Here is a 19,107-nt window from a genome sequence, read left to right as displayed (position 1 = left end):
ATCTGTACAACGTTTTGAATTATAGCATACCATTTTTGAAAAAGCAAAGAGATTCGTTTTACGAGACTCCGCTCGCAAACTTTTGCTTCGCCGCGTCTACATCCCGGCCAATTTGCGCAATCAGAGCTTCCACACCAGCGAATTTTTGCTCTTCGCGGATATAGAAGAGGAACTCTACTTCTACCTCTTTGTCGTAAATCTCACCAGAGAACTCGAAAATGTGTACTTCTAGCGATTTTTCTTTTTTCTCCAGTTCAAACGTAGGCTTGATTCCCACATTCATGACCCCGTAGTAGCTTTTCGCATCGACTGTAAACCGCACTCCGTACACGCCGTTTTTGCCGATCAAATACGGAGCGTTGACCCGAACGTTTGCTGTAGGGAAGCCGATTGTGCGCCCGCGCTTGTCGCCGTGCACGACTTTGCCGCGAACCTTGTACGGACGGCCAAGCAGGTGACGCACTTGCTCTACGTTGCCGTGGTGGAGATACTCGCGAATGATCGTGCTGCTCACTTTTTCGCCCAAGCGGTTAACCGGGCTGATGATGTCGAGGCCATAGCGGCCTTTGCTCATCTCCTGCAGCGTGTGGGCCGTTCCCATTCCTCTGTATCCAAAAGTGTAATCAAATCCGACCACAACATGCTGGCAAGCGAGCGGGAGCATGCACTCGGTAATGAAGTCCTCCGGGTAAACCGCAGCAAACCCGATATCGAACTTCATGACATACGTCGTGTCTACCCCCATCTTCTCGAATTGTTCCAGTTTGTCCGACAGAGGAGTCAGGTAGCTCGTATAGCCGCTCTGCCCAAGAACCTCGCGCGGATGAGGGTCAAAAGTCAGAACGGTACTTTCCCATCCGTTCGCTTTTGCTGTATCAATCGCCTTTTGAATGACTCGGCGATGTCCAATATGTACACCATCGAAGTAGCCAAGTGCAATTGCGCACGGCTTCGCTTGCAATTCATTCGGTAGTGGATAGGTCAGGGAGATCGTTTTCACGGTTTACACCTCGGCTGGAAAGACTTTTTCTGCTTTGGCGAAAAGACCTTTGTCCCCACGGCACACGCGATGAATGCCAAGCAGCTCTTCCCCTGCAAACAGGCAGATCAAGCTGCCAACCTCGGCCGTTACACCCGGCAGTGCAGTCGCCAGTCCGTTGCGTACCGCGCGGGTTCGCTCCGGCTTGACCTGATAAGACGGCAAAAATGAAATCGCCTGTGGGATGGAGACAAGATAACGGGAGAGATCCTCCCCATTGGCAGCCCGCTCCTCCAGTTCCTGAAGAGGAATCGCCTCCCCTTCCATGAACGGACCGCTCTTGATTCGCCGAAGCAGCTTCATATGGGCAGGATACCCCAGAGAGCGTCCGAGGTCAACACATAAGGTGCGCATGTATGTACCTTTCGAGCACGTGCAGGAGAAAGAGATGTCGACATAGTCTTGGTCTGTCTTGATCTCGTGAAGCGTCAACTCGTAAAGCGTAACTTTGCGCGCCTGTCTCTCAATCACAGTGCCTTCTCGCGCCAAGTCGTAAAGACGCTTTCCGTTTACTTTGACGGCTGAAAACATCGGCGGCACTTGTTCGATTTCACCCAAAAAGGAGGCAAACAAGCTTTCGATGCGCTCCTGCGTAATGGACGCAGCGTCTACTTGCGCCTGTTCCAGCAGCTCTCCCGAAGCGTCCTCCGTCGTAGTCGCGGAGCCGAGGCGCATGACCACCGAATAGCGCTTGGGCAGTTCTTGCAAATACTCCACCAGCCGGGTAGCGTTCCCGACACATATCGGGAGCACTCCGGTCACATCCGGATCGAGTGTTCCCGTATGCCCGACTTTTTTTGTACCATACAGCCGACGGATACGCGCCACGCAGTCGTGGGAGGTCATACCCGCCGGCTTGTCGATTACCAGCACGCCATGGTTGCTACTCATCGTGTTTCACTCCTAATGCTGGTTCCAATACGTCCCATACCTTTTGCTTCGCTTCTGCAATCGTTCCCTTGACCGTGCAGCCGGATGCTTTGGCATGCCCTCCGCCGCCAAGCTGCTTGGCGATGGCAGACACGTCGACGCGATCGCGGGCGCGCATACTCACCTTGACGACTCCCGGCTCTGCCTCGACAAAAGAAACGCCTACCTCGACGCCCTCGATATTGCGGCAGTAGTTCACCAGACCACCCGCATCCTCGCGTTGGGCATTTGCTTCCGAAAAATCGCCGACAGATACGGCAATGAGACAGCTTCTCGCCGCTTTGACATGGGCAGGCAGCGCTCCGCAACCTCGCCCGGCTTCACGCCATAGCTGAGCAAGCGTGCGGCAATTTCCATGACGCGCGGCGTCGTGTTGGAATAGCGAAAACCGCCTGTGTCCGTCAAAAGCCCTGTGTAGATGCACAGAGCGAGTTCTTCGTTAAAAGCAATCCCCGCCTGCTCTGCCACATCGAACAAAATCTCCGCCGTAGCTGCCGCTTCCGGACGAACGAGATTGACGGTTCCGAAATCGTCATTTGTCGGATGATGATCAATATTCAACAAAGCGGCTCCAGAAGCAAATAAAGACCGTACATCGCCCATCCGTGACTCATCGGCACAGTCTACGGCGATTACGGCCTCAAATGTTTCAGCAAGCGGTTGTTTGCGAAGGTCCCGCAAGCGGTCAAAACGCGGCAAAAAGTTGAACTTGAGCGGCGTTTCCCCTTCGTTTACCACCACGTATTCTTTTCCCAGCTGCTCTAGCATGAGCACGACTCCCAGTGCGGAGCCGGTAGCATCGCCATCTGGACTGATATGGGAAAGAACCAGGAAGCGGTTATGCTCCCGCAAAAAACGGGCCGCTTCCTCTACTGTTGCTTGATTACGATTCATCCTGTTTCTCTCCTTCTGTGGAGATTTCCCGCAGGATCGACTCAATTTTGGTACCGTAGTCAATCGACTCGTCCAGCTTGAAGACGAAATCAGGGATATGGCGCAGCTTCACGCGTTTGCCAATTTCGGTACGCAGGTAGCCTTTTGCTTTTGTCAGTCCTGCCAGAGAGGCTTTGCGCTCTTCCTCAGACCCAAAAATGCTGACGAATACTTTGGCAAGCTGAAGATCGCTGCTTACTTCTACATCCGTTACTGTGACAAAGCCGACGCGAGGATCTTTCAATCCACGCTGCAAAACGAGGCTCAGTTCTTTTTTGATTTCTTCACCGACGCGGCTAATCCGTGTTTTGTTCATTTACTCTCACCTCCGCTGGCTGTCCTATTCGTAGTATTCCGTATCGACCCGAATCAACTCGGCATCGGGATGGTTTTCCACAAATCGCACCACAGCCTGCATTTCTTGTTGTAAAAATGACATTTCATTAGCAACGGCAGCGATACCCAACACGGTACGCTGCCACTGCTCGTAATAAGCCACCTCAGCTGCGGAGACATTGAAACGGCTTCGCAGCTTGGCAATCAGACTTTTGACGATGGCCCGTTTTTCTTTCAAGTTTTGGCAAGCGGGCAGAAACAGTTCGATCTGCACCCCTGCTATCATTATTGCTTCACTTCAACCATGACGAAAGCTTCGACAACGTCGCCAACTTTCAGGTCTTGGAAGCGTTCCAAGGTCAGACCGCACTCGTAACCTGCGTTTACGTCTTTAGCGTCATCCTTGAAGCGTTTCAAGGTGTCCAGCTTGCCTTCGTAAATGACGATGCCTTCGCGAATCAGACGGGCACCTGCATCACGGCTCAGCTTGCCTTCGGTTACATAGCAACCAGCGATGTTTCCGACTTTGGATACTTTGAATACTTCGCGGATTTCTGCCTGACCGATGATGTTTTCTTTGTAAACAGGGTCCAGCATGCCTTTCAGGGCTTGCTCGATCTCTTCGATGACGGTGTAGATAACGCGGTGCAGGCGAATGTCGATCTTCTCTTGTTCAGCCATGCTGCGAGCGTTTGGCTCAGGACGCACGTTGAAACCGATGATGATGGCATTCGATGCGTTCGCCAAGGTTACGTCGGACTCGGTAATCGCTCCGACACCAGTGTGAATGATCTTCACGCGGGTACCGTTGACGTCGATCTTTTCCAGGGAGCCGCGCAGAGCTTCTACAGAACCTTGCACGTCGCCTTTTACGATCAGGTTCAGCTCTTTGATATCGCCTTCCTGAATGTGTTGGAACAGATCGTCCAGCGATACGCGAGAGCTTTCGCGGCGCTCGGATTCGCGCTGTTTGACTGCGCGGGCTTCCCCGATCGCACGAGCTTTTTTCTCGTCTTCAAATACGCGGAACTGGTCGCCAGCTTGCGGCACATCGTTCAAACCTGTGATTTCCACTGGCGTAGATGGGCCTGCTTCTTTCAGACGACGGCCTTTGTCGTTCACCATCGCACGAACACGGCCATAAGCAGAACCGACTACGATCGGATCGCCGACACGCAGTGTTCCTTGCTGTACCAGGATGGTCGCTACAGGACCGCGGCCTTTGTCCAGCTCGGCTTCTACTACGGTACCACGCGCGCGCTTGTCAGGGTTTGCTTTCAGCTCCTGAACTTCTGCGACGAGCAAAATGTACTCCAGCAATTCTTCGATACCTGTACGCTGTTTGGCAGACAGAGGAGAGAAAATGGTTTCGCCGCCCCATTCTTCTGCAACCAGTTCATACTCGGTCAGTTCTTGCTTGATCCGGTCGATGTTGGCTTCCGGTTTGTCGACCTTGTTCACAGCTACGATGATCGGAACGTTCGCTGCTTTCGCATGGCTGATCGCTTCAATGGTTTGTGGCATAACACCGTCATCGGCTGCAACCACGAGAATCGTGATGTCCGTAATTTGCGCACCGCGCGCACGCATCGTTGTGAACGCCGCGTGACCAGGCGTATCGAGGAACGTGATCTTCTTGCCTTTGATCTCTACCTGGTAAGCACCGATGTGCTGGGTGATACCGCCTGCTTCGCCTGCTACTACGTTGGTAGAGCGGATGGCGTCGAGCAAAGTCGTTTTTCCGTGGTCAACGTGACCCATGATGGTAACAACCGGAGGACGCTCCAAAAGGGTTTCTGGCGCATCTACTTCTTCCAGCGTTTCGAAGTTTGTCTCGTCGATGATGATTTTTTCTTCCACTTCTACGCCGTAGTCAGCGCAGATCAACTCAATCGCTTCGCGTTCCAAATATTGGTTGATCGTTGCCATGATCCCCAAATTAAACAACTTTTTGATGATTTCCGCCGGTTCTCTGCGCAGTTTCACAGCCAACTCGTTCACTGTCAAGGAATCGGTAAAAGTGATTTTTGTTGGTGGTTCAATCACAGGGCGCTGCGCTTTTTGGGCACCGCGCTGGTTGTGATTGCCGCCACGACGGTTGTTTTGGTTGTTGCGGTTATTGCCGCCACGGAAAGGCTGGCTCTTTTTATTGTCTTCAAACGTCTTTTGCGTTTGCGGCGCTTTTTTGATTTTCTCGCGCTTTTCCATACCGACGTTGGATGGGAGTTTTACTTTGTCTTCAAACTCATCACCTGTGCGCGTCTCGGTTTGGCTGGTCGCAGCAGCCTGTTGCGGAGGACGCTGTTGGTTTTGCGGTCTTTGCTGTTGGTTCTGTGGTCTTTGTTGGCCTTGGCCTTGTGGTCGTTGTTGGTTTTGCGGTTTGCGGTCACTCGGTTTCGCAGGTTGACTTCTCATATGGTTTGGTCTTCTCTCCTGATTCTTCCCCTGATTTTTTCCATGTTGAGGACTTTGCTGATCGGGCTGTTTTCCACTTGCTGTGGTGTTGACTGGACGATTGTTGCTGGTAGCAAAACCGCCGCGATCGTTTTGTCTATCGCTTTTGGCAGCTTGTGACTGCTGACCTTGCCCCGGCTGTTGCTGGGATGGGGTCTGCTGTCCTCTGGATTCGTTGGGGCGTCGTTGTTCGTCCATTGGCTTTGGTCTTGCATCACTTGGCGTATTGCGTCCTTCCGGCTTGGAACCGGCGCGCAATTTGGCCATGTGATCCTCGATCCGCTTAATCGTCCCTTCTTCCATGATACTCATATGATTTGCTACTTCTATGTTCAATCGCTTTAGCAAATTGAGGATTTCCTTACTGCTCATGTTGTGCTGTTTGGCATATTCATACACACGTGTCTTCAAATAAACTTCACCCTTTCTAAGTTAGGTGAGCAGACGCTGAATGCTTTCAGCCAACTTCCCATCGGTCACCGCCACGGTAACGCGCCCATCTTTTCCGATTGCGTGTCCCAATGAATGTCGGTCGCCTGTGGTTATACATGAGACCCCGTAATAGGAACATTTATCCTTGACTTTTTTGGCGGTATTGTCTGATGCATCTGATGCGAGCAAAACCAGACGAGCCTGGCCATTGCGGATAGACGTAATGACCAATTCCTCTCCTGTCACGATTTTTCTCGCGCGCATCGCAATTCCGAGCAGCTGAGCTGCCTTCGGGATCATCGTCCCATCATCTCCAGCCACTTCTCGCGAAAAGCGTCGTACTTTTCTTCCGAGATGGACATGTTGAGGGCACGTTCCAGCACTTTTTTCCATTTTCCCGATGCGAACGCATCCGGCTTCAGACAGCTTTCCTGCCGACACACATAGGTACCGCGTCCTGCCGCCTTTCCCGTCAGATCGATGACGATCTCTTCAGCCGGCGTTCGGACCACGCGGATCAATTCCTTTTTCGGAAACATTCCTTGGCAAACAATGCATTTACGCAAAGGGATCTTTTTTTGCTTCATGACTATTCGTTGTCGACTCCTTCATCGCCCTCTACTTCTTTCGGGTAGACGATGCCTTCTTGATCTGCCTGGGATTCGCTCTTGATGTCGATCTTCCAGCCAGTCAGCTTGGCAGCGAGACGAGCGTTTTGTCCACGTTTACCGATCGCAAGCGACAATTGGTAATCCGGCACGATGACACGGGTTACTTTTTCCGCGAGGTTGACTTCAACGTGAAGCACTTTCGCCGGGCTGAGCGCGTTGGCTACGTACTCGGCCGGATCTTCAGACCAGCGGACGATGTCGATTTTCTCGCCCTTCAGCTCGGTGACGATCGTCTGTACGCGCATGCCTTTTGGACCAACACATGCCCCTACAGGATCTACATCCGGGTTGATGGAATGAACAGCGATTTTGGAACGGTCGCCTGCTTCGCGAGCAACGGACTTGATTTCAACCACACCATCGTAAATCTCTGGCACTTCCAATTCAAAGAGGCGCTTCAAAAGTCCCGGATGAGTACGGGAAACGACGATTTGCGGACCCTTGGTGGTTTTTTCTACTTTAATGATGTATGCCTTCACGCGATCTTGCGACTTGAAATCTTCGGACGGCATTTTCTCGGTGATCGGCATAACAGCTTCCGCTTTGCCAAGATCGATGTAATAATTGCGGGCGTCCATGCGTTGGACAACCCCTGTAACGATATCGTCTTCGCGCTCGATAAACTCGCTGTAAATGAGGCCGCGCTCCGCTTCGCGAATGCGCTGTGTCACCACTTGCTTCGCGGTTTGTGCAGCAATTCGTCCGAAGTCACGAGGCGTAACCTCGATTTCCACGATATCTTCCAGTCTAAAATTCGGATCGATTTCTTGGGCAGCTTCCTGGGAAATCTCCAGGCGCGGGTCAAAAACTTCTTCCACCACTTCTTTGCGTGCATACACGCGAACCATACCTGAATGACGATTTACATCCACCCGTACATTTTGGGCCGAGTTGAAGTTACGTTTGTATCCAGAGATAAGAGCCGCTTCGATGGCCTCGATCAGCACGTCTTTGGTGATGCCTTTCTCTCTCTCAATGGCTTCTAGAGCCTCGATAAAATCGCCGTTCATGACTTTCGTTGCCTCCTCCTTTACTTACCCACCGACCACCAGCAATCTAGAAAACGATTGCCATTCGTGCCGTGTCAATTTGCTCTTGGGAAATCACGTACGTTTTTTTCGCTTCTTTAACAGTCAGTTTGCCGTCCTCGTACGATATCAGTTCGCCCTCGAACTGGCTTGCTCCTTCTATCGGCTCTTTGGTTGTAATGTGCACATGCCTGCCGACAGCTTTGGTAAAATCCTTATCCTTGCGCAACGGACGCTCAGCACCCGGCGAAGATACTTCCAAAAAATATGCAGTCGGAATCGGATCTACTTCGTCAAGTTTTTGACTCAGCTTCTCGCTGACAAGGCTGCAGTCATCGATGTCGATGTTGCCAGTTTCATTGTCGATAAACACGCGCAGAAACCAGTTGCTGCCTTCCTTTTTGTACTCGATGTCAACCAGTTCCAAACCCAATTCGTCAACAATGGGCGTGACCAGTTCGGTGACGATGCCCGTTACCTTGCTCAAGCAAGTACCTCCTTTACGTTTGAACCATGAGGTGTAACCAGAAAGAAAGAGTGGGTTTCCCCACTCTCGATCTGCCATGCGTATAAAACCAGTATTTCCAAAAAAATTATAGCATAACAGCCCTTCGCTGACAACCTTTGGATACGCGGGCCCGCTAGGCCGGACTAGAACAGCGACAGCTGGTTCGATTCCGGCAGTCCTTTCAGAGCGCCTTGTTCCTCCAGATACTCCAAAATCGTCTTGGAGATGCGGGAACGGGACAGCAGGTCTTCCTTCGACAAAAACTCTCCTTGTTCTCTCGCCTCCACGATGCTGATCGCAGCGTTCGTGCCCAAGCCTGGCAAAGCGTTGAACGGAGCAATCAGCGAGTCGCCTTTGATCAGGAAGCGTGTCGCGTCCGATTCATACAGGTCGACGTTGGCAAACCGGAAGCCGCGCTCCACCATCTCCAGCGCCATCTCCAGCACGGTCAACAGCGCTTTCTCTTTCGGCTGCGCGTCGTGGCCCTTGCCTTCGATTTCGTCGATTTTTTGCCGGATGGCAGCGGAGCCTTTGACCATCAACGGGATATCGAAGTCATCTGCCCGCACGGTGAAGTAAGTCGCGTAAAATTCAAGCGGACGATGCACCTTGAAGTAGGCAATCCGCACAGCCATCATCACGTAAGCCGTGGCATGGGCTTTCGGGAACATGTACTTGATGCGCTGGCAAGACTGGATGTACCAATCCGGTACGTTGTTTTTGCGCATTTCTTCCTGATCCTCTTCCGGCACGCCTTTCCCTTTCCGCACAGACTCCATGATTTTGAATGCGCGGGACGGTTCCAAACCTTTATAGATCAAATAAACCATGATGTCGTCACGGCAACCGATAACTTCAGGCAGTTTGCATATGCCGTTGCGGATCAAATCCTGGGCGTTGTTCAACCATACATCCGTACCGTGAGACAACCCGGAAATCTGGACAAGCTCGGCGAATGTCGTCGGCTTCGTATCCTCAAGCATCTGGCGAACGAACTTGGTTCCAAACTCGGGGATTCCAAGCGTCCCCATATTCGTCCCAATCTGCTCCGGTGTCACACCCAATGCTTCTGTCGAGCTGAAAATGGACATCGTCTTCTTGTCGTCGAGCGGGATCGTTTTCGGGTCCATGCCTGTCAAGTCTTGCAGCATGCGAATGACGGTCGGGTCGTCGTGTCCGAGAATATCGAGTTTCAGCAAGTTGTCATGGATCGAGTGGAAGTCGAAATGAGTCGTGCGCCACTCGGATTCATTATCATCTGCCGGGAACTGGATCGGACAAAAATCTTCAATTTCCATGTAGTCAGGAACAACAATAATTCCGCCCGGGTGCTGCCCAGTCGTCCGTTTGACGCCCGTGCATCCGTTCACAATCCGGGATATCTCTGCATTGCGCAAAGTCATGCCCCGCTCATCAGCGTACTTCCTCACATAGCCGTACGCTGTCTTCTCCGCGACAGTACCGATCGTTCCTGCGCGATATACGTAGTCTGCGCCGAAAAGCTCCTGCGTGTATTTATGGGCTCGCGGCTGATAGTCACCCGAGAAGTTCAAGTCAATATCGGGAACTTTGTCTCCCTTGAAGCCAAGGAACGTCTCGAACGGAATGTCCTGTCCGTCTTTTGCAAAGCTGGTTCCGCACTGCGGGCACTCTTTGTCAGGCAAGTCGAAACCGGAAGCGATGGAACCGTCCGTAATAAATTCGCTATGCTTGCAATTCGGGCAGCGATAGTGCGGCGGCAGCGGATTTACCTCGGTAATTTCCGACATCGTCGCCACGAAGGACGAGCCGACCGATCCACGCGATCCGACCAGGTAACCATCCTGAAGCGACTTGGTCACCAGACGCTGCGAAATCAAGTAAATAACCCCGAAGCCGTGCGTGATGATACTGTTCAGTTCCTTTTCCAGACGCTTTTCCACCAGCTCCGGCAATGGATCGCCGTAGAGCAGCTTCGCCTTGTTGTAGCACATTTCCCGCAGTTCATCATCTGCTCCCTCGATAATCGGGGTGTACAGCTTGTCTGGAATCGGGCTGACGTCCTCGATCATGTCGGCTATGGCATTGGTGTTCGTCACGACGATTTCTTTGGCCAGCTCTTCGCCGAGGTAGGAAAAGGACTCCAGCATTTCATCTGTCGTGTGCAAATACAAAGGCGGTTGATTCCCCGCTGTCGGATCGCCTTTTGACAACAGGAACACATCGCGGAAAATTTCATCCTGTGGATTGAGAAAATGAACGTCGCCTGTCGCAGCGACCAGCTTGCCCATCTCTTTTCCCATGTCCACGATCATTTTGTGATAGTTTTTCATCGTCTCCAGCGAAGGAATCTCTTCATTGCGGAGCAGCGGCGAGTAATGAGCGATAGGCTGAATCTCCAGGAAATCGTAAAAAGCAGCGACTTCCTTCAATTCTTCGGGCGACTTCCCGCGCAAAATCGACTGCATCAGCTCTCCGTCTTTGCACGCCGTCCCGATCAGCAAGCCTTCGCGGTATTTGCTCAGCTGGCTGCGCTGGATGCGAGGCCAACGGAAGAACGTCTCCACGTGGGAGCGGCTGACGAGCTTGTACAAGTTTTTGAGACCTTCCTTGTTTTTCACCAAAATCGTGGCATGGAAAGGACGTCCGCTCTTGTAATCGGCTTCTTCGTTGCTTTTTTCGTTCAGCTCGGCGAGTGACTTGATCTGCGCTTCCTTGATATCTTTAAGCATTTGCTGGAAGACGTGTGCGAGTGCGACTGTATCGTCCAACGCCCGGTGAGCGTTGATCAGCTCGACATTAAACTTCTTGGCGAGTGAACCGAGACGATAGTTGCGCATGCCTTTGTACATCATCCGCGCCAGGGGCAATGTGTCCAAAAACGGGTTGTTCCACGGCTCCATCCCGATGCGCTTGGCACACGCGTTAATAAACGCCTTGTCAAACTCGGCGTTATGCGCAACCAGCACAGCGTCGCCGGTAAAATCCTTGAACTTGCGAAGCACGACGTCGAGCGTGTCTTGACCGCGCAGCATCTCGTTCGTAATCCCCGTGATCTCCGTCGTCTTTGGCCCGATCTCCAGTTGCGGATCGATCAGCTCTGTCCATTGATCGACAATTTCCGACCCTTTCATTTTTACCGCAGCGATCTCGATAATCGTGTGCTCGGCAGCATTCAGCCCCGTCGTCTCCGTATCGAACACGACGTATTCTGTCGTCTCGTCGATTGGCAAGTTGTTGTCTGCATTCAAGTTGTAGACGATGTCGATGCCATCTTCCACCACGTAGGCTTCCATGCCGAGAATGCACTTGATGTTGTTTTTCTTCGCGATCGAATACGCCTCCGGGAACGCCTGCACAACCCCGTGGTCGGTAATCGCGATCGCCTTATGACCCCATTTGGCCGCTGTGGAAACAAGCGACTTGACGGAAGCTACTGCGTCTAGCGCGCTCATCGGCGTGTGGCAATGCAGCTCCACCCGCTTTTCTTCCGCCTGGTCGCGGCGAATGACCTGCTCGATCTGGTTCAAGTCATTGGCATTCATCACCAGCTCGCGGATAAAGGTGTCATGCTGAACGCTCCCGCGCACCTTGACCCACATGCCGTCTTTGAGTGCTTCCAGCATCTTGACGTCTTCTTTGTCACGCGAAAACATTTTGACCGTCAATGAATCCGTATAGTCTGACACGTTGAACGTCAGCAAGTGACGGCCGCTGCGCAGCTCTTTTACTTCCACGTTGAACACGGCACCTTGAATCACGATTCGGCGCTCTTCCTCCTGAATCTCGCAGATCGGGATCGGGGCGTCTTTGATCTCGTAGCCCATCATCAATGTCGTGATGGCTTCTGTTTTGTCGGAGCCTTTGCTTTCCTGGGCTGCCGCCGTCATGACGACTTCAACCAGTGCCCGCTCTTCTTCATTCCGCTGCTCGACAAAAGCCTGGTACGCTTCATCGCTCTCCTCACCATGAAAAGAAAACCGCATGGAAGTATCCGTCGCTTTTTGGAAAGCGGCAAGCAATTCGTTGTCAGCGCGCTTTCGCTTGGCTACTTCGACTGTCATCTCGGTCGGCAAGTACACTTTTACTTCTTGCTGTTCCACCTGTTTTCTCGCGGTACGCAACGTTGCAGCCAAGGAATTGAGCGTCGGCTCCAGTCCCCCGACGAGCAAGTCCCAATACTGCTCCACGACAAAATCAAGCGCAGGCTTCTGCCTGTAGCAAAACCTGGCATCGACTTTCGCCAGATGGGAGAAGGACTGCGTCAATCGCTTCGTGAAAGCTGCATAAGCTTCGACGGGCAAAAGCTTGGGCAAGGTAAAATGGAAAACCCACTCTTTGTTTTGTTTGTACAGCTCCAGCTTGTCGATCTGCCCGTCAAGAAAATAGCGGTTGACCCATTCTTCAGGTACTTCCATTTGCTTGAGTAACAGAGAGAAACGCTGTTTTTGCTCTTGTATACGGTCCACGGTATTCCACCCTCCCAAAAACAAGAAAAAGAGGTACTCCCATTGTGACTAGGGGAGTACCCCGTAAAATTCGACAAAATCTTCCTTCAATCCTGCAAGCTACTCGATGCCAAACAGGGCGGCTCCCGTATGATCCACGCGAGCAAGCATCGCTTTCACTTCGGATACGAGGTCTTCCAGCTTCACGTTTACGGTTTCTCCATTTTTGCGGACGCGTACTTCGATCGTGCCTTCCTGCGCCGCTTTGTCCGATACGGTAATGCGCAGCGGCAGTCCGATCAGGTCTGCATCCTTGAACTTCACGCCAGCACGCTCAGGGCGGTCATCGAACAATACTTCCACGCCTGCTTTTTGCAGGGCTTCCGTAACTTGTTCGCTGATTTGGCGCTGCTCCTCTACTTTAACATTGACCGGGATCACATGTACATGGAAAGGCGCGACAGCTACCGGCCAAATAATCCCATTCTCATCGTTGTTTTGCTCGATGACCGCTGCAATCGTCCGCGATACGCCGATACCGTAGCAACCCATGATCATCGGCTGGCTGCGGCCGTTCTCATCCAGGAAGGTAGCGCCCATAGCCGTAGAGTATTTCGTTCCGAGCTTGAACACGTGTCCAACCTCTACGCCGCGCGCAAACTTGATCGCGCCACCAGTACGCGGGCATTCATCGCCTTCTGTGATGTTGCGCAAATCAGCATAGCGGGAAACGGCAAAATCGCGGCCTGGGACGACGTGCACCAGATGGTAGTCCGTCTCGTTGGCGCCGACGATGCCATCGTGCACGTCCTGCACAAAGTTGTCCGCAACGATTTCCACTTTTTCGGCATCGATACCGACAGGGCCGACAAATCCGGCAGGTACTCCCGTCACGGAAACGATGTCCGCTTCTGTCGCCAATCCAACGAAGGTTGCATCGTACATGTTTTTCAGCTTCACTTCATTCAGCTCATGATCGCCGCGAACGAGCACCATCACCAGCTTGTCGTCTACGCGGTAGATGAGGCTCTTGATGATTTGCTTCGCTTCGACTTGCAAAGCTTGTACGAGTTGATCAATCGTTTTGCTGCCTGGCGTGTGCACTTTTTCTTTTGCTGCCGCTTCTGCAGCTGGTTTTGTTGCTGGCTTGTACACGACTTCTGCTTTTTCCAGGTTGGCGGCAAAGTCGCCTTCTTCGGAATAAGCAATCGTATCTTCCCCGATGTCGCACAGTGCCATGAACTCATACGTGCCTTTTCCGCCGATCGCGCCTGCATCCGCTTCTACTGCACGGAAATTCAGGCCAACGCGGGTGAAAATGTTCGTATAGGCGTCGTACATCGCCTGGAAGTTGCGATCCAGTCCTTCTTGGGTCGTATCAAAGGAATACGCATCTTTCATGATAAACTCGCGGCAACGAATCAAACCGAAGCGCGGACGCACTTCATCGCGGAACTTCGTCTGAATTTGATACAGGTTGATCGGGAGTTTTTTGTAAGAGTTAATCTCGTCACGAACCAGACTGGTAATGACTTCTTCATGCGTCGGTCCGAGCGCAAAGGAGCGGTCGTGGCGATCGCGCAGACGTACGAGTTCCGGCCCGTACACGTCCCAACGGCCTGTCTGATGCCACAGCTCAGCCGGCTGCATCGCTGGCATCAACAGCTCCTGGGCGCCTGCGTTGTTCATCTCTTCACGCACAATGGCCTGGATTTTATGCAGGGTCCGAAGCGCCAGTGGCAGGTATGTATAAATACCGGAAGCCAGTTGGCGGGCCATACCGGCGCGGAGAAGCAGCTTATGGCTGGCAATCTCCGCATCCGCAGGCACTTCCCGCAAGGTAGGAATCAACATTTGACTTTGCTTCAACACGTGCGTGTCCTCCTTATGCCTCGTCAGCAATCAACAATGATCAGCCTACTTCAGTCGGCTTTTTCTCGTTGACCATTTCGTTAATTTCTTTCATCAACTCTTCGAACAATTCGTCTTCTTTCACTTTGCGAACAATTCTACCATTGCGGAAAATCAGACCTTCACCGTTTCCGCCCGCAACGCCGACATCCGCTTCGCGCGCTTCCCCCGGCCCGTTTACAGCACATCCCATGACGGCTACTTTCAACGGAACTTTCAAAGTAGAAATCGCATCCTCGACCTTTGTAGCCAAGCCGATCAGATCGATCGCACAACGGCCGCAAGACGGGCAGGCAATCACGACAGGATCGTTGTTCACGATATCGAGGCTGCGCAAAATCTGCTTGGCAACCTTGATTTCTTCTACCGGATCAGCCGTCAAGGATACGCGGATCGTGTCGCCGATTCCCATCGACAGAACTGTACCGATGCCGACGGAAGACTTGACCGTGCCGGAGAACTGTGTTCCTGCTTCTGTCACCCCAACGTGCAGCGGATAGTTGCGTTTTTGCGCCATCAGCGAATACGTCTGGATCATCGTCGGCACATCGGACGACTTCAAGGAAATGACGATATTGTCGTAGTTCAGGTCTTCCAAAATTTCCACGTGGTCAAGCGCACTTTCAACAATCGCTTCTGGCGAAGGATATCCGTACTTCTCCAGCAGTCGTCTCTCGACCGAACCGGAGTTTACCCCGATGCGGATCGGAACGTTCCGTTCGCGGCAAGCCTCCACAACGCGCTTTGTTCTTTCAATGGACCCGATATTTCCCGGATTGATCCGGATTTTGTCGATGCCGCTTTCCAGCGCAGTCAACGCCAGCCTATAGTCAAAATGGATGTCGGCAACAAGCGGCAGCGGGGAACGCTCCTTGATTTTTTTGATGGCGAGCGCTGCGTCTTGATTGATGACGGCTAGGCGGACAATTTGGCAACCAGCATCGTGAAGTCTTTGAATCTCGGCCAGTGTTTTTTCTACATCACGCGTGTCTGCTGTCGTCATCGATTGAATTACTACGCTTTTTTGGCCACCGATTTGCACGCCTCCCACAAAAACCGGTTTCGTCTCCTCGCGCTTGTACATTTTGCACCATCCTTTAAATTTGTCTGTATTCTACTCATCATGATAGTACGTTATTGGAAGAACAACCGTTGCAGATCGTTCCAGGTTACAACAAGAATCAGCAACATCAAGAAAGCAAAGCCCAGAAAATGAACCATTCCTTCTTTATGCGGATCAACCGGACGTCCACGCAGCGCTTCTACCGCGAGGAAGGCGAGTCTTCCTCCGTCCAGTGCCGGAAGCGGCAACAGATTGAACAGTCCGAGGTTGATGGAGAGCACGGCTGCCCATTTCATCAAAATGGCCATGCCTTGCTGAGCAAACTCTCCGGTCATCTTGAAGATGCCTACTGGCCCGCTCAGGTCGTTAAGCCCGACTGAACCCGTAAAGAGCATCCCTAAACTTTTCAAAATCATCGCCGTGAACTCGTAAGTCGAGGACGCGCCGTACTTCAACACTTCTCCCGGGGCGTACGTCAACGGATTCGTCACCATGATTTTGCCCACGTTATTTTCGTCTTTTCCGACCTTGACCAAAACCGAGTTGCGCTGTCCATTGCGCTCGTACTCAAACTTCATTTCCTTGCCCGGCGATGTACTGATAATCTGGACGATTTCTTTCCAGGAAGCCACAGGCTGTCCCTGAATCGAAATAATTTTGTCTCCTTGCATCAAGCCAGCTTCAGCCGCTGGTCCATTTGCCCTGACTTCGCCCAGGTACGGGATGTCTTTCGGCACGCCGTACAGCAGACCGATAGCGATGAACAACAGAAACGCCAGCAAGAAGTTGGCAAAAGGCCCGGCGAAAATCGCCCAGAAGCGCTGCGAGATCGTCTTTCCTTTAAACTGTCTGTTCAATGGCGCGATCTGCACCTCTTGTCCATCCTTGACCAACTGCGCCTGCGGATGAATGGAAAACTGGCGCTCATCTCCTGCCACATCCACTACGATATACAAATCGTTTTCCAAGTCAAAACGAACCACTGTCCCCGTGATCGCACGAGGGGAAGCAGTACCCGGTCCGTCCAGCAAAATATGGGTTACCTTTCCTAACGCATCCCGCTCCAAACTTACTTCCATGTGCGGTTTCAACATATCCATTTCGGGGTCTTCGCCCGCCATGCGGACCATACCTCCAATGGGGAGGAGGCGAAGCGTGTATTCCGTTTCTCCCCGCTTCACGCGAAAGATTTTCGGCCCCATTCCCAGCGCAAATTCGCGGCACAGAATCCCGGCTCTTTTAGCCAAGAGAAAGTGCCCCAGCTCATGCACGAAAACGAGCGCACCAAAAACGACGACAATCGCGAGAATTGATTCAACGGAATCCATGTTGGGAAAAGGCAAGTGAACAGCCACCTTTCGTTGGAGTGTCTAGATCCAGTCTCTTAAACGGACGCAAGCGCATGAGCGCGCGCCCACTGATCAGCCGCAAAAATCTCGTCCAGCTCGGGATTATGTACTCCCTCATGGGCCTCACACGTCTGTCTGACAACCTTTTCGATGTCGAGGAACGCAATGGCGCCTTTCAGGAAAAGGTCGACAGCGACTTCATTGGCTGCATTCAGGACAGCGGTATGCGTACCGCCCGCTCTCCCGCATTCATACGCCAATTGTAGCAGAGGATAGCGTTCAAAATCCATGGCAGCAAAATGAAGCGAGCCGATTTTGACCAGATCAAGAGATTCTGTACTCAAATTTTTTCTGCCGGGATACCCCATGGCGTACTGGATTGGCACCTTCATGTCAGGTGTGCCCAACTGCGCCATAACGGCCCGGTCTTTGTATTCTACCATAGAGTGAACGATACTTTCATAATGCAGCACACAGTCAATGTGCTCGTACGGCATATCAAACAGCCAATGGGCCTCGATTACTTCGAAGCCTTTGTTCATCATGGTAGCCGAATCAATGGTGATTTTTGCGCCCATACTCCAGTTCGGGTGCGCCAGTGCTTGCTCTACCGTCACCTGTTGCAGCTCCTCTCGGCTCAAATGGCGGAACGAGCCTCCGGAAGCAGTCAAGATGATACGGGCTACATCTTCTGCTCTTTCTCCTTGCAGACATTGAAAGACAGCAGAGTGCTCGCTGTCGACAGGGATGATGGAAACCCCTTTTTCTTTCGCCCGCTTCATCACAACGGGACCTGCGCTAACCAGCGTTTCCTTGTTTGCTAGTCCAATCGTCTTGCCCGCTTCGATAGCGGCAAGAGTAGGAGCCACGCCTACGCTGCCGACCACCGCTGTCATGACAAAGCTGGCGGCATCGTGGCAGGCAACCAGTTCAAGCCCCGCTGATCCGAAAACAATCTCGGGTTTATGTCCGCTTCCCAACTGTTCGCGAAGCTGGACAGCCGCTTGCTCGCTCCCCACCGAAACAAGCTCAGGCCGAAACTTTTCGACCTGCTTGGCAAACAGCTCCACATTCGTCCCTGCTGCCATTGCGACGACAGCAAAATCTTCCGGGTGCTGTTCAACCACTTCCAAGGTGCTTGTTCCAATCGAGCCAGTCGAACCCAAGAGCGCTATTTTTTTCACTGATTTCACCCTCTATATCTCTTCTATATGCACCAGGTTTCAGACGATACCTAGTAGATGCAAAACCGGAAAGACAAGCAGAAAACTGTCAAAGCGATCCAGCACGCCACCGTGTCCGGGAATGAGCTGTCCTGAATCTTTTACCTGAAAATGACGTTTGAATGCCGATTCTACCAGGTCGCCCATTTGTCCAATGATGCCGGCAACCAGGGCAATCGTTAGTGCCTTGTCAAATGCTATGCTGCCGAAGCAAGCATTGATGACGATCACGATCAGAACGGCCGCTGCCAGCCCGCCAAGCGCGCCCTCGACCGTTTTGTTCGGACTGATCTCGGGCCAGAGCTTTCGCTTTCCGATTGCTTTCCCGACAAAATAGGCCCCCGAATCTGTGGACCAGATCGCAGCAATCACAAGCGCAGTGAGCATCAATCCGTCTGGAAGATTGCGGGCTGCGGCCATGTATGTAAAACCGAAGCCTATGTATAACGCCCCCACCAGTGTAAGGGCGACGTGTTCAATGTGAAACTGATTTTTCCGCAGAACGGAGTAAATCAACAAAAGCAAAAGGACAGGCAGCATCAGATCCGGCATGCTGATGCGAAGCCAGTCAGAAAACGCGAGCGATGGCCACAGCAAACTGGCCATGAGCACGTATCCGAGTATCCCTGCCACATTGAATGGCTGAATGCCAGCCATCCGCATAAATTCAAAATGGCCTATGACGGCCAGTAATAACACCAAAAGTGAGTACCAGGCTCCACCTTGGTAGATAAAAAACAGAAATGCCGCTCCACCAATCAAGCCTGTTATGATTCGTTGCTTCAACTGATTCCACCTCTCGG

General features: G+C 52.3%; 16 protein-coding genes and 1 pseudogene. All 17 read right to left on the bottom strand.

The window, feature by feature from the left end; genetic code table 11:
• Positions 1–58: 58 nt before the first annotated feature.
• The gene (locus tag IRJ17_RS16335) at positions 59–1,000 is read right to left on the bottom strand and encodes a bifunctional riboflavin kinase/FAD synthetase (RefSeq protein WP_063227589.1); all 942 of its coding nucleotides are present in this window, start codon (positions 998–1,000) and stop codon (positions 59–61) included.
• Between the two features lie 3 nt (positions 1,001–1,003).
• Positions 1,004–1,930, bottom strand: a complete 927-nt coding sequence (gene truB / locus IRJ17_RS16330; RefSeq protein ID WP_122965231.1) for a tRNA pseudouridine(55) synthase TruB — start codon at positions 1,928–1,930, stop codon at positions 1,004–1,006.
• Positions 1,923–2,168: a DHH family phosphoesterase gene (locus IRJ17_RS28305; RefSeq protein ID WP_423751917.1), complete on the bottom strand. Its 246-nt coding sequence runs from the start codon at positions 2,166–2,168 to the stop codon at positions 1,923–1,925. Before IRJ17_RS28305 ends, truB begins: the two co-directional genes overlap by 8 nt.
• Positions 2,169–2,437: 269 nt before the next feature.
• Positions 2,438–2,863: pseudogene (locus IRJ17_RS28300) on the bottom strand (DHH family phosphoesterase); the annotation flags it as partial.
• Positions 2,853–3,218 carry a 30S ribosome-binding factor RbfA gene (gene rbfA, locus IRJ17_RS16320; RefSeq protein WP_063227592.1) on the bottom strand — a complete coding sequence of 122 codons (366 nt, stop codon included), beginning with the start codon at positions 3,216–3,218 and terminating at the stop codon, positions 2,853–2,855. The gene rbfA and the pseudogene IRJ17_RS28300, both read right to left, overlap by 11 nt.
• A 24-nt stretch (positions 3,219–3,242) precedes the next feature.
• Positions 3,243–3,524 carry a DUF503 domain-containing protein gene (locus IRJ17_RS16315; RefSeq protein WP_173596495.1) on the bottom strand — a complete coding sequence of 94 codons (282 nt, stop codon included), beginning with the start codon at positions 3,522–3,524 and terminating at the stop codon, positions 3,243–3,245.
• Positions 3,524–6,103: a translation initiation factor IF-2 gene (gene infB, locus IRJ17_RS16310; protein ID WP_173598871.1), complete on the bottom strand. Its 2,580-nt coding sequence runs from the start codon at positions 6,101–6,103 to the stop codon at positions 3,524–3,526. The genes IRJ17_RS16315 and infB overlap by 1 nt, the downstream gene beginning before the upstream one ends.
• Before the next feature lie 21 nt (positions 6,104–6,124).
• The gene (locus tag IRJ17_RS16305) at positions 6,125–6,424 is read right to left on the bottom strand and encodes a YlxQ family RNA-binding protein (protein ID WP_122965227.1); all 300 of its coding nucleotides are present in this window, start codon (positions 6,422–6,424) and stop codon (positions 6,125–6,127) included.
• On the bottom strand, positions 6,421–6,711 hold the full coding sequence (rnpM, locus tag IRJ17_RS16300; RefSeq protein WP_005834172.1) for an RNase P modulator RnpM: 291 nt from the start codon (positions 6,709–6,711) through the stop codon (positions 6,421–6,423). Before rnpM ends, IRJ17_RS16305 begins: the two co-directional genes overlap by 4 nt.
• 2 nt (positions 6,712–6,713) lie before the next feature.
• Entirely contained in the window at positions 6,714–7,805 is a 1,092-nt protein-coding gene (gene nusA / locus IRJ17_RS16295; RefSeq protein ID WP_063227596.1) for a transcription termination factor NusA, read from the bottom strand.
• Positions 7,806–7,851: 46 nt separating this feature from the next.
• Entirely contained in the window at positions 7,852–8,310 is a 459-nt protein-coding gene (gene rimP / locus IRJ17_RS16290) for a ribosome maturation factor RimP (protein WP_063227597.1), read from the bottom strand.
• 164 nt (positions 8,311–8,474) lie between these two features.
• Positions 8,475–12,779, bottom strand: coding sequence for a PolC-type DNA polymerase III (locus IRJ17_RS16285; protein ID WP_122965225.1), 4,305 nt, complete (start codon positions 12,777–12,779; stop codon positions 8,475–8,477).
• Between the two features lie 99 nt (positions 12,780–12,878).
• Positions 12,879–14,627, bottom strand: a complete 1,749-nt coding sequence (locus tag IRJ17_RS16280; RefSeq protein WP_242775283.1) for a proline--tRNA ligase — start codon at positions 14,625–14,627, stop codon at positions 12,879–12,881.
• A 43-nt stretch (positions 14,628–14,670) separates the two neighbouring features.
• Positions 14,671–15,753, bottom strand: a complete 1,083-nt coding sequence (gene ispG, locus IRJ17_RS16275; protein WP_122965223.1) for a flavodoxin-dependent (E)-4-hydroxy-3-methylbut-2-enyl-diphosphate synthase — start codon at positions 15,751–15,753, stop codon at positions 14,671–14,673.
• Positions 15,754–15,803: 50 nt separating this feature from the next.
• On the bottom strand, positions 15,804–17,075 hold the full coding sequence (rseP, locus tag IRJ17_RS16270) for an RIP metalloprotease RseP (protein WP_242771109.1): 1,272 nt from the start codon (positions 17,073–17,075) through the stop codon (positions 15,804–15,806).
• A gap of 41 nt (positions 17,076–17,116) precedes the next feature.
• On the bottom strand, positions 17,117–18,265 hold the full coding sequence (locus tag IRJ17_RS16265; protein ID WP_242775280.1) for a 1-deoxy-D-xylulose-5-phosphate reductoisomerase: 1,149 nt from the start codon (positions 18,263–18,265) through the stop codon (positions 17,117–17,119).
• Between the two features lie 39 nt (positions 18,266–18,304).
• Positions 18,305–19,090, bottom strand: coding sequence for a phosphatidate cytidylyltransferase (locus IRJ17_RS16260; protein WP_122965222.1), 786 nt, complete (start codon positions 19,088–19,090; stop codon positions 18,305–18,307).
• Positions 19,091–19,107 lie beyond the last annotated feature (17 nt).

The organism is Brevibacillus parabrevis (assembly GCF_022701015.1).
GTDB lineage: Bacteria > Bacillota > Bacilli > Brevibacillales > Brevibacillaceae > Brevibacillus > Brevibacillus parabrevis.
Note: the sequence above shows the minus strand (reverse complement) of the source record. Positions and strands in the feature narration are given on the sequence as shown.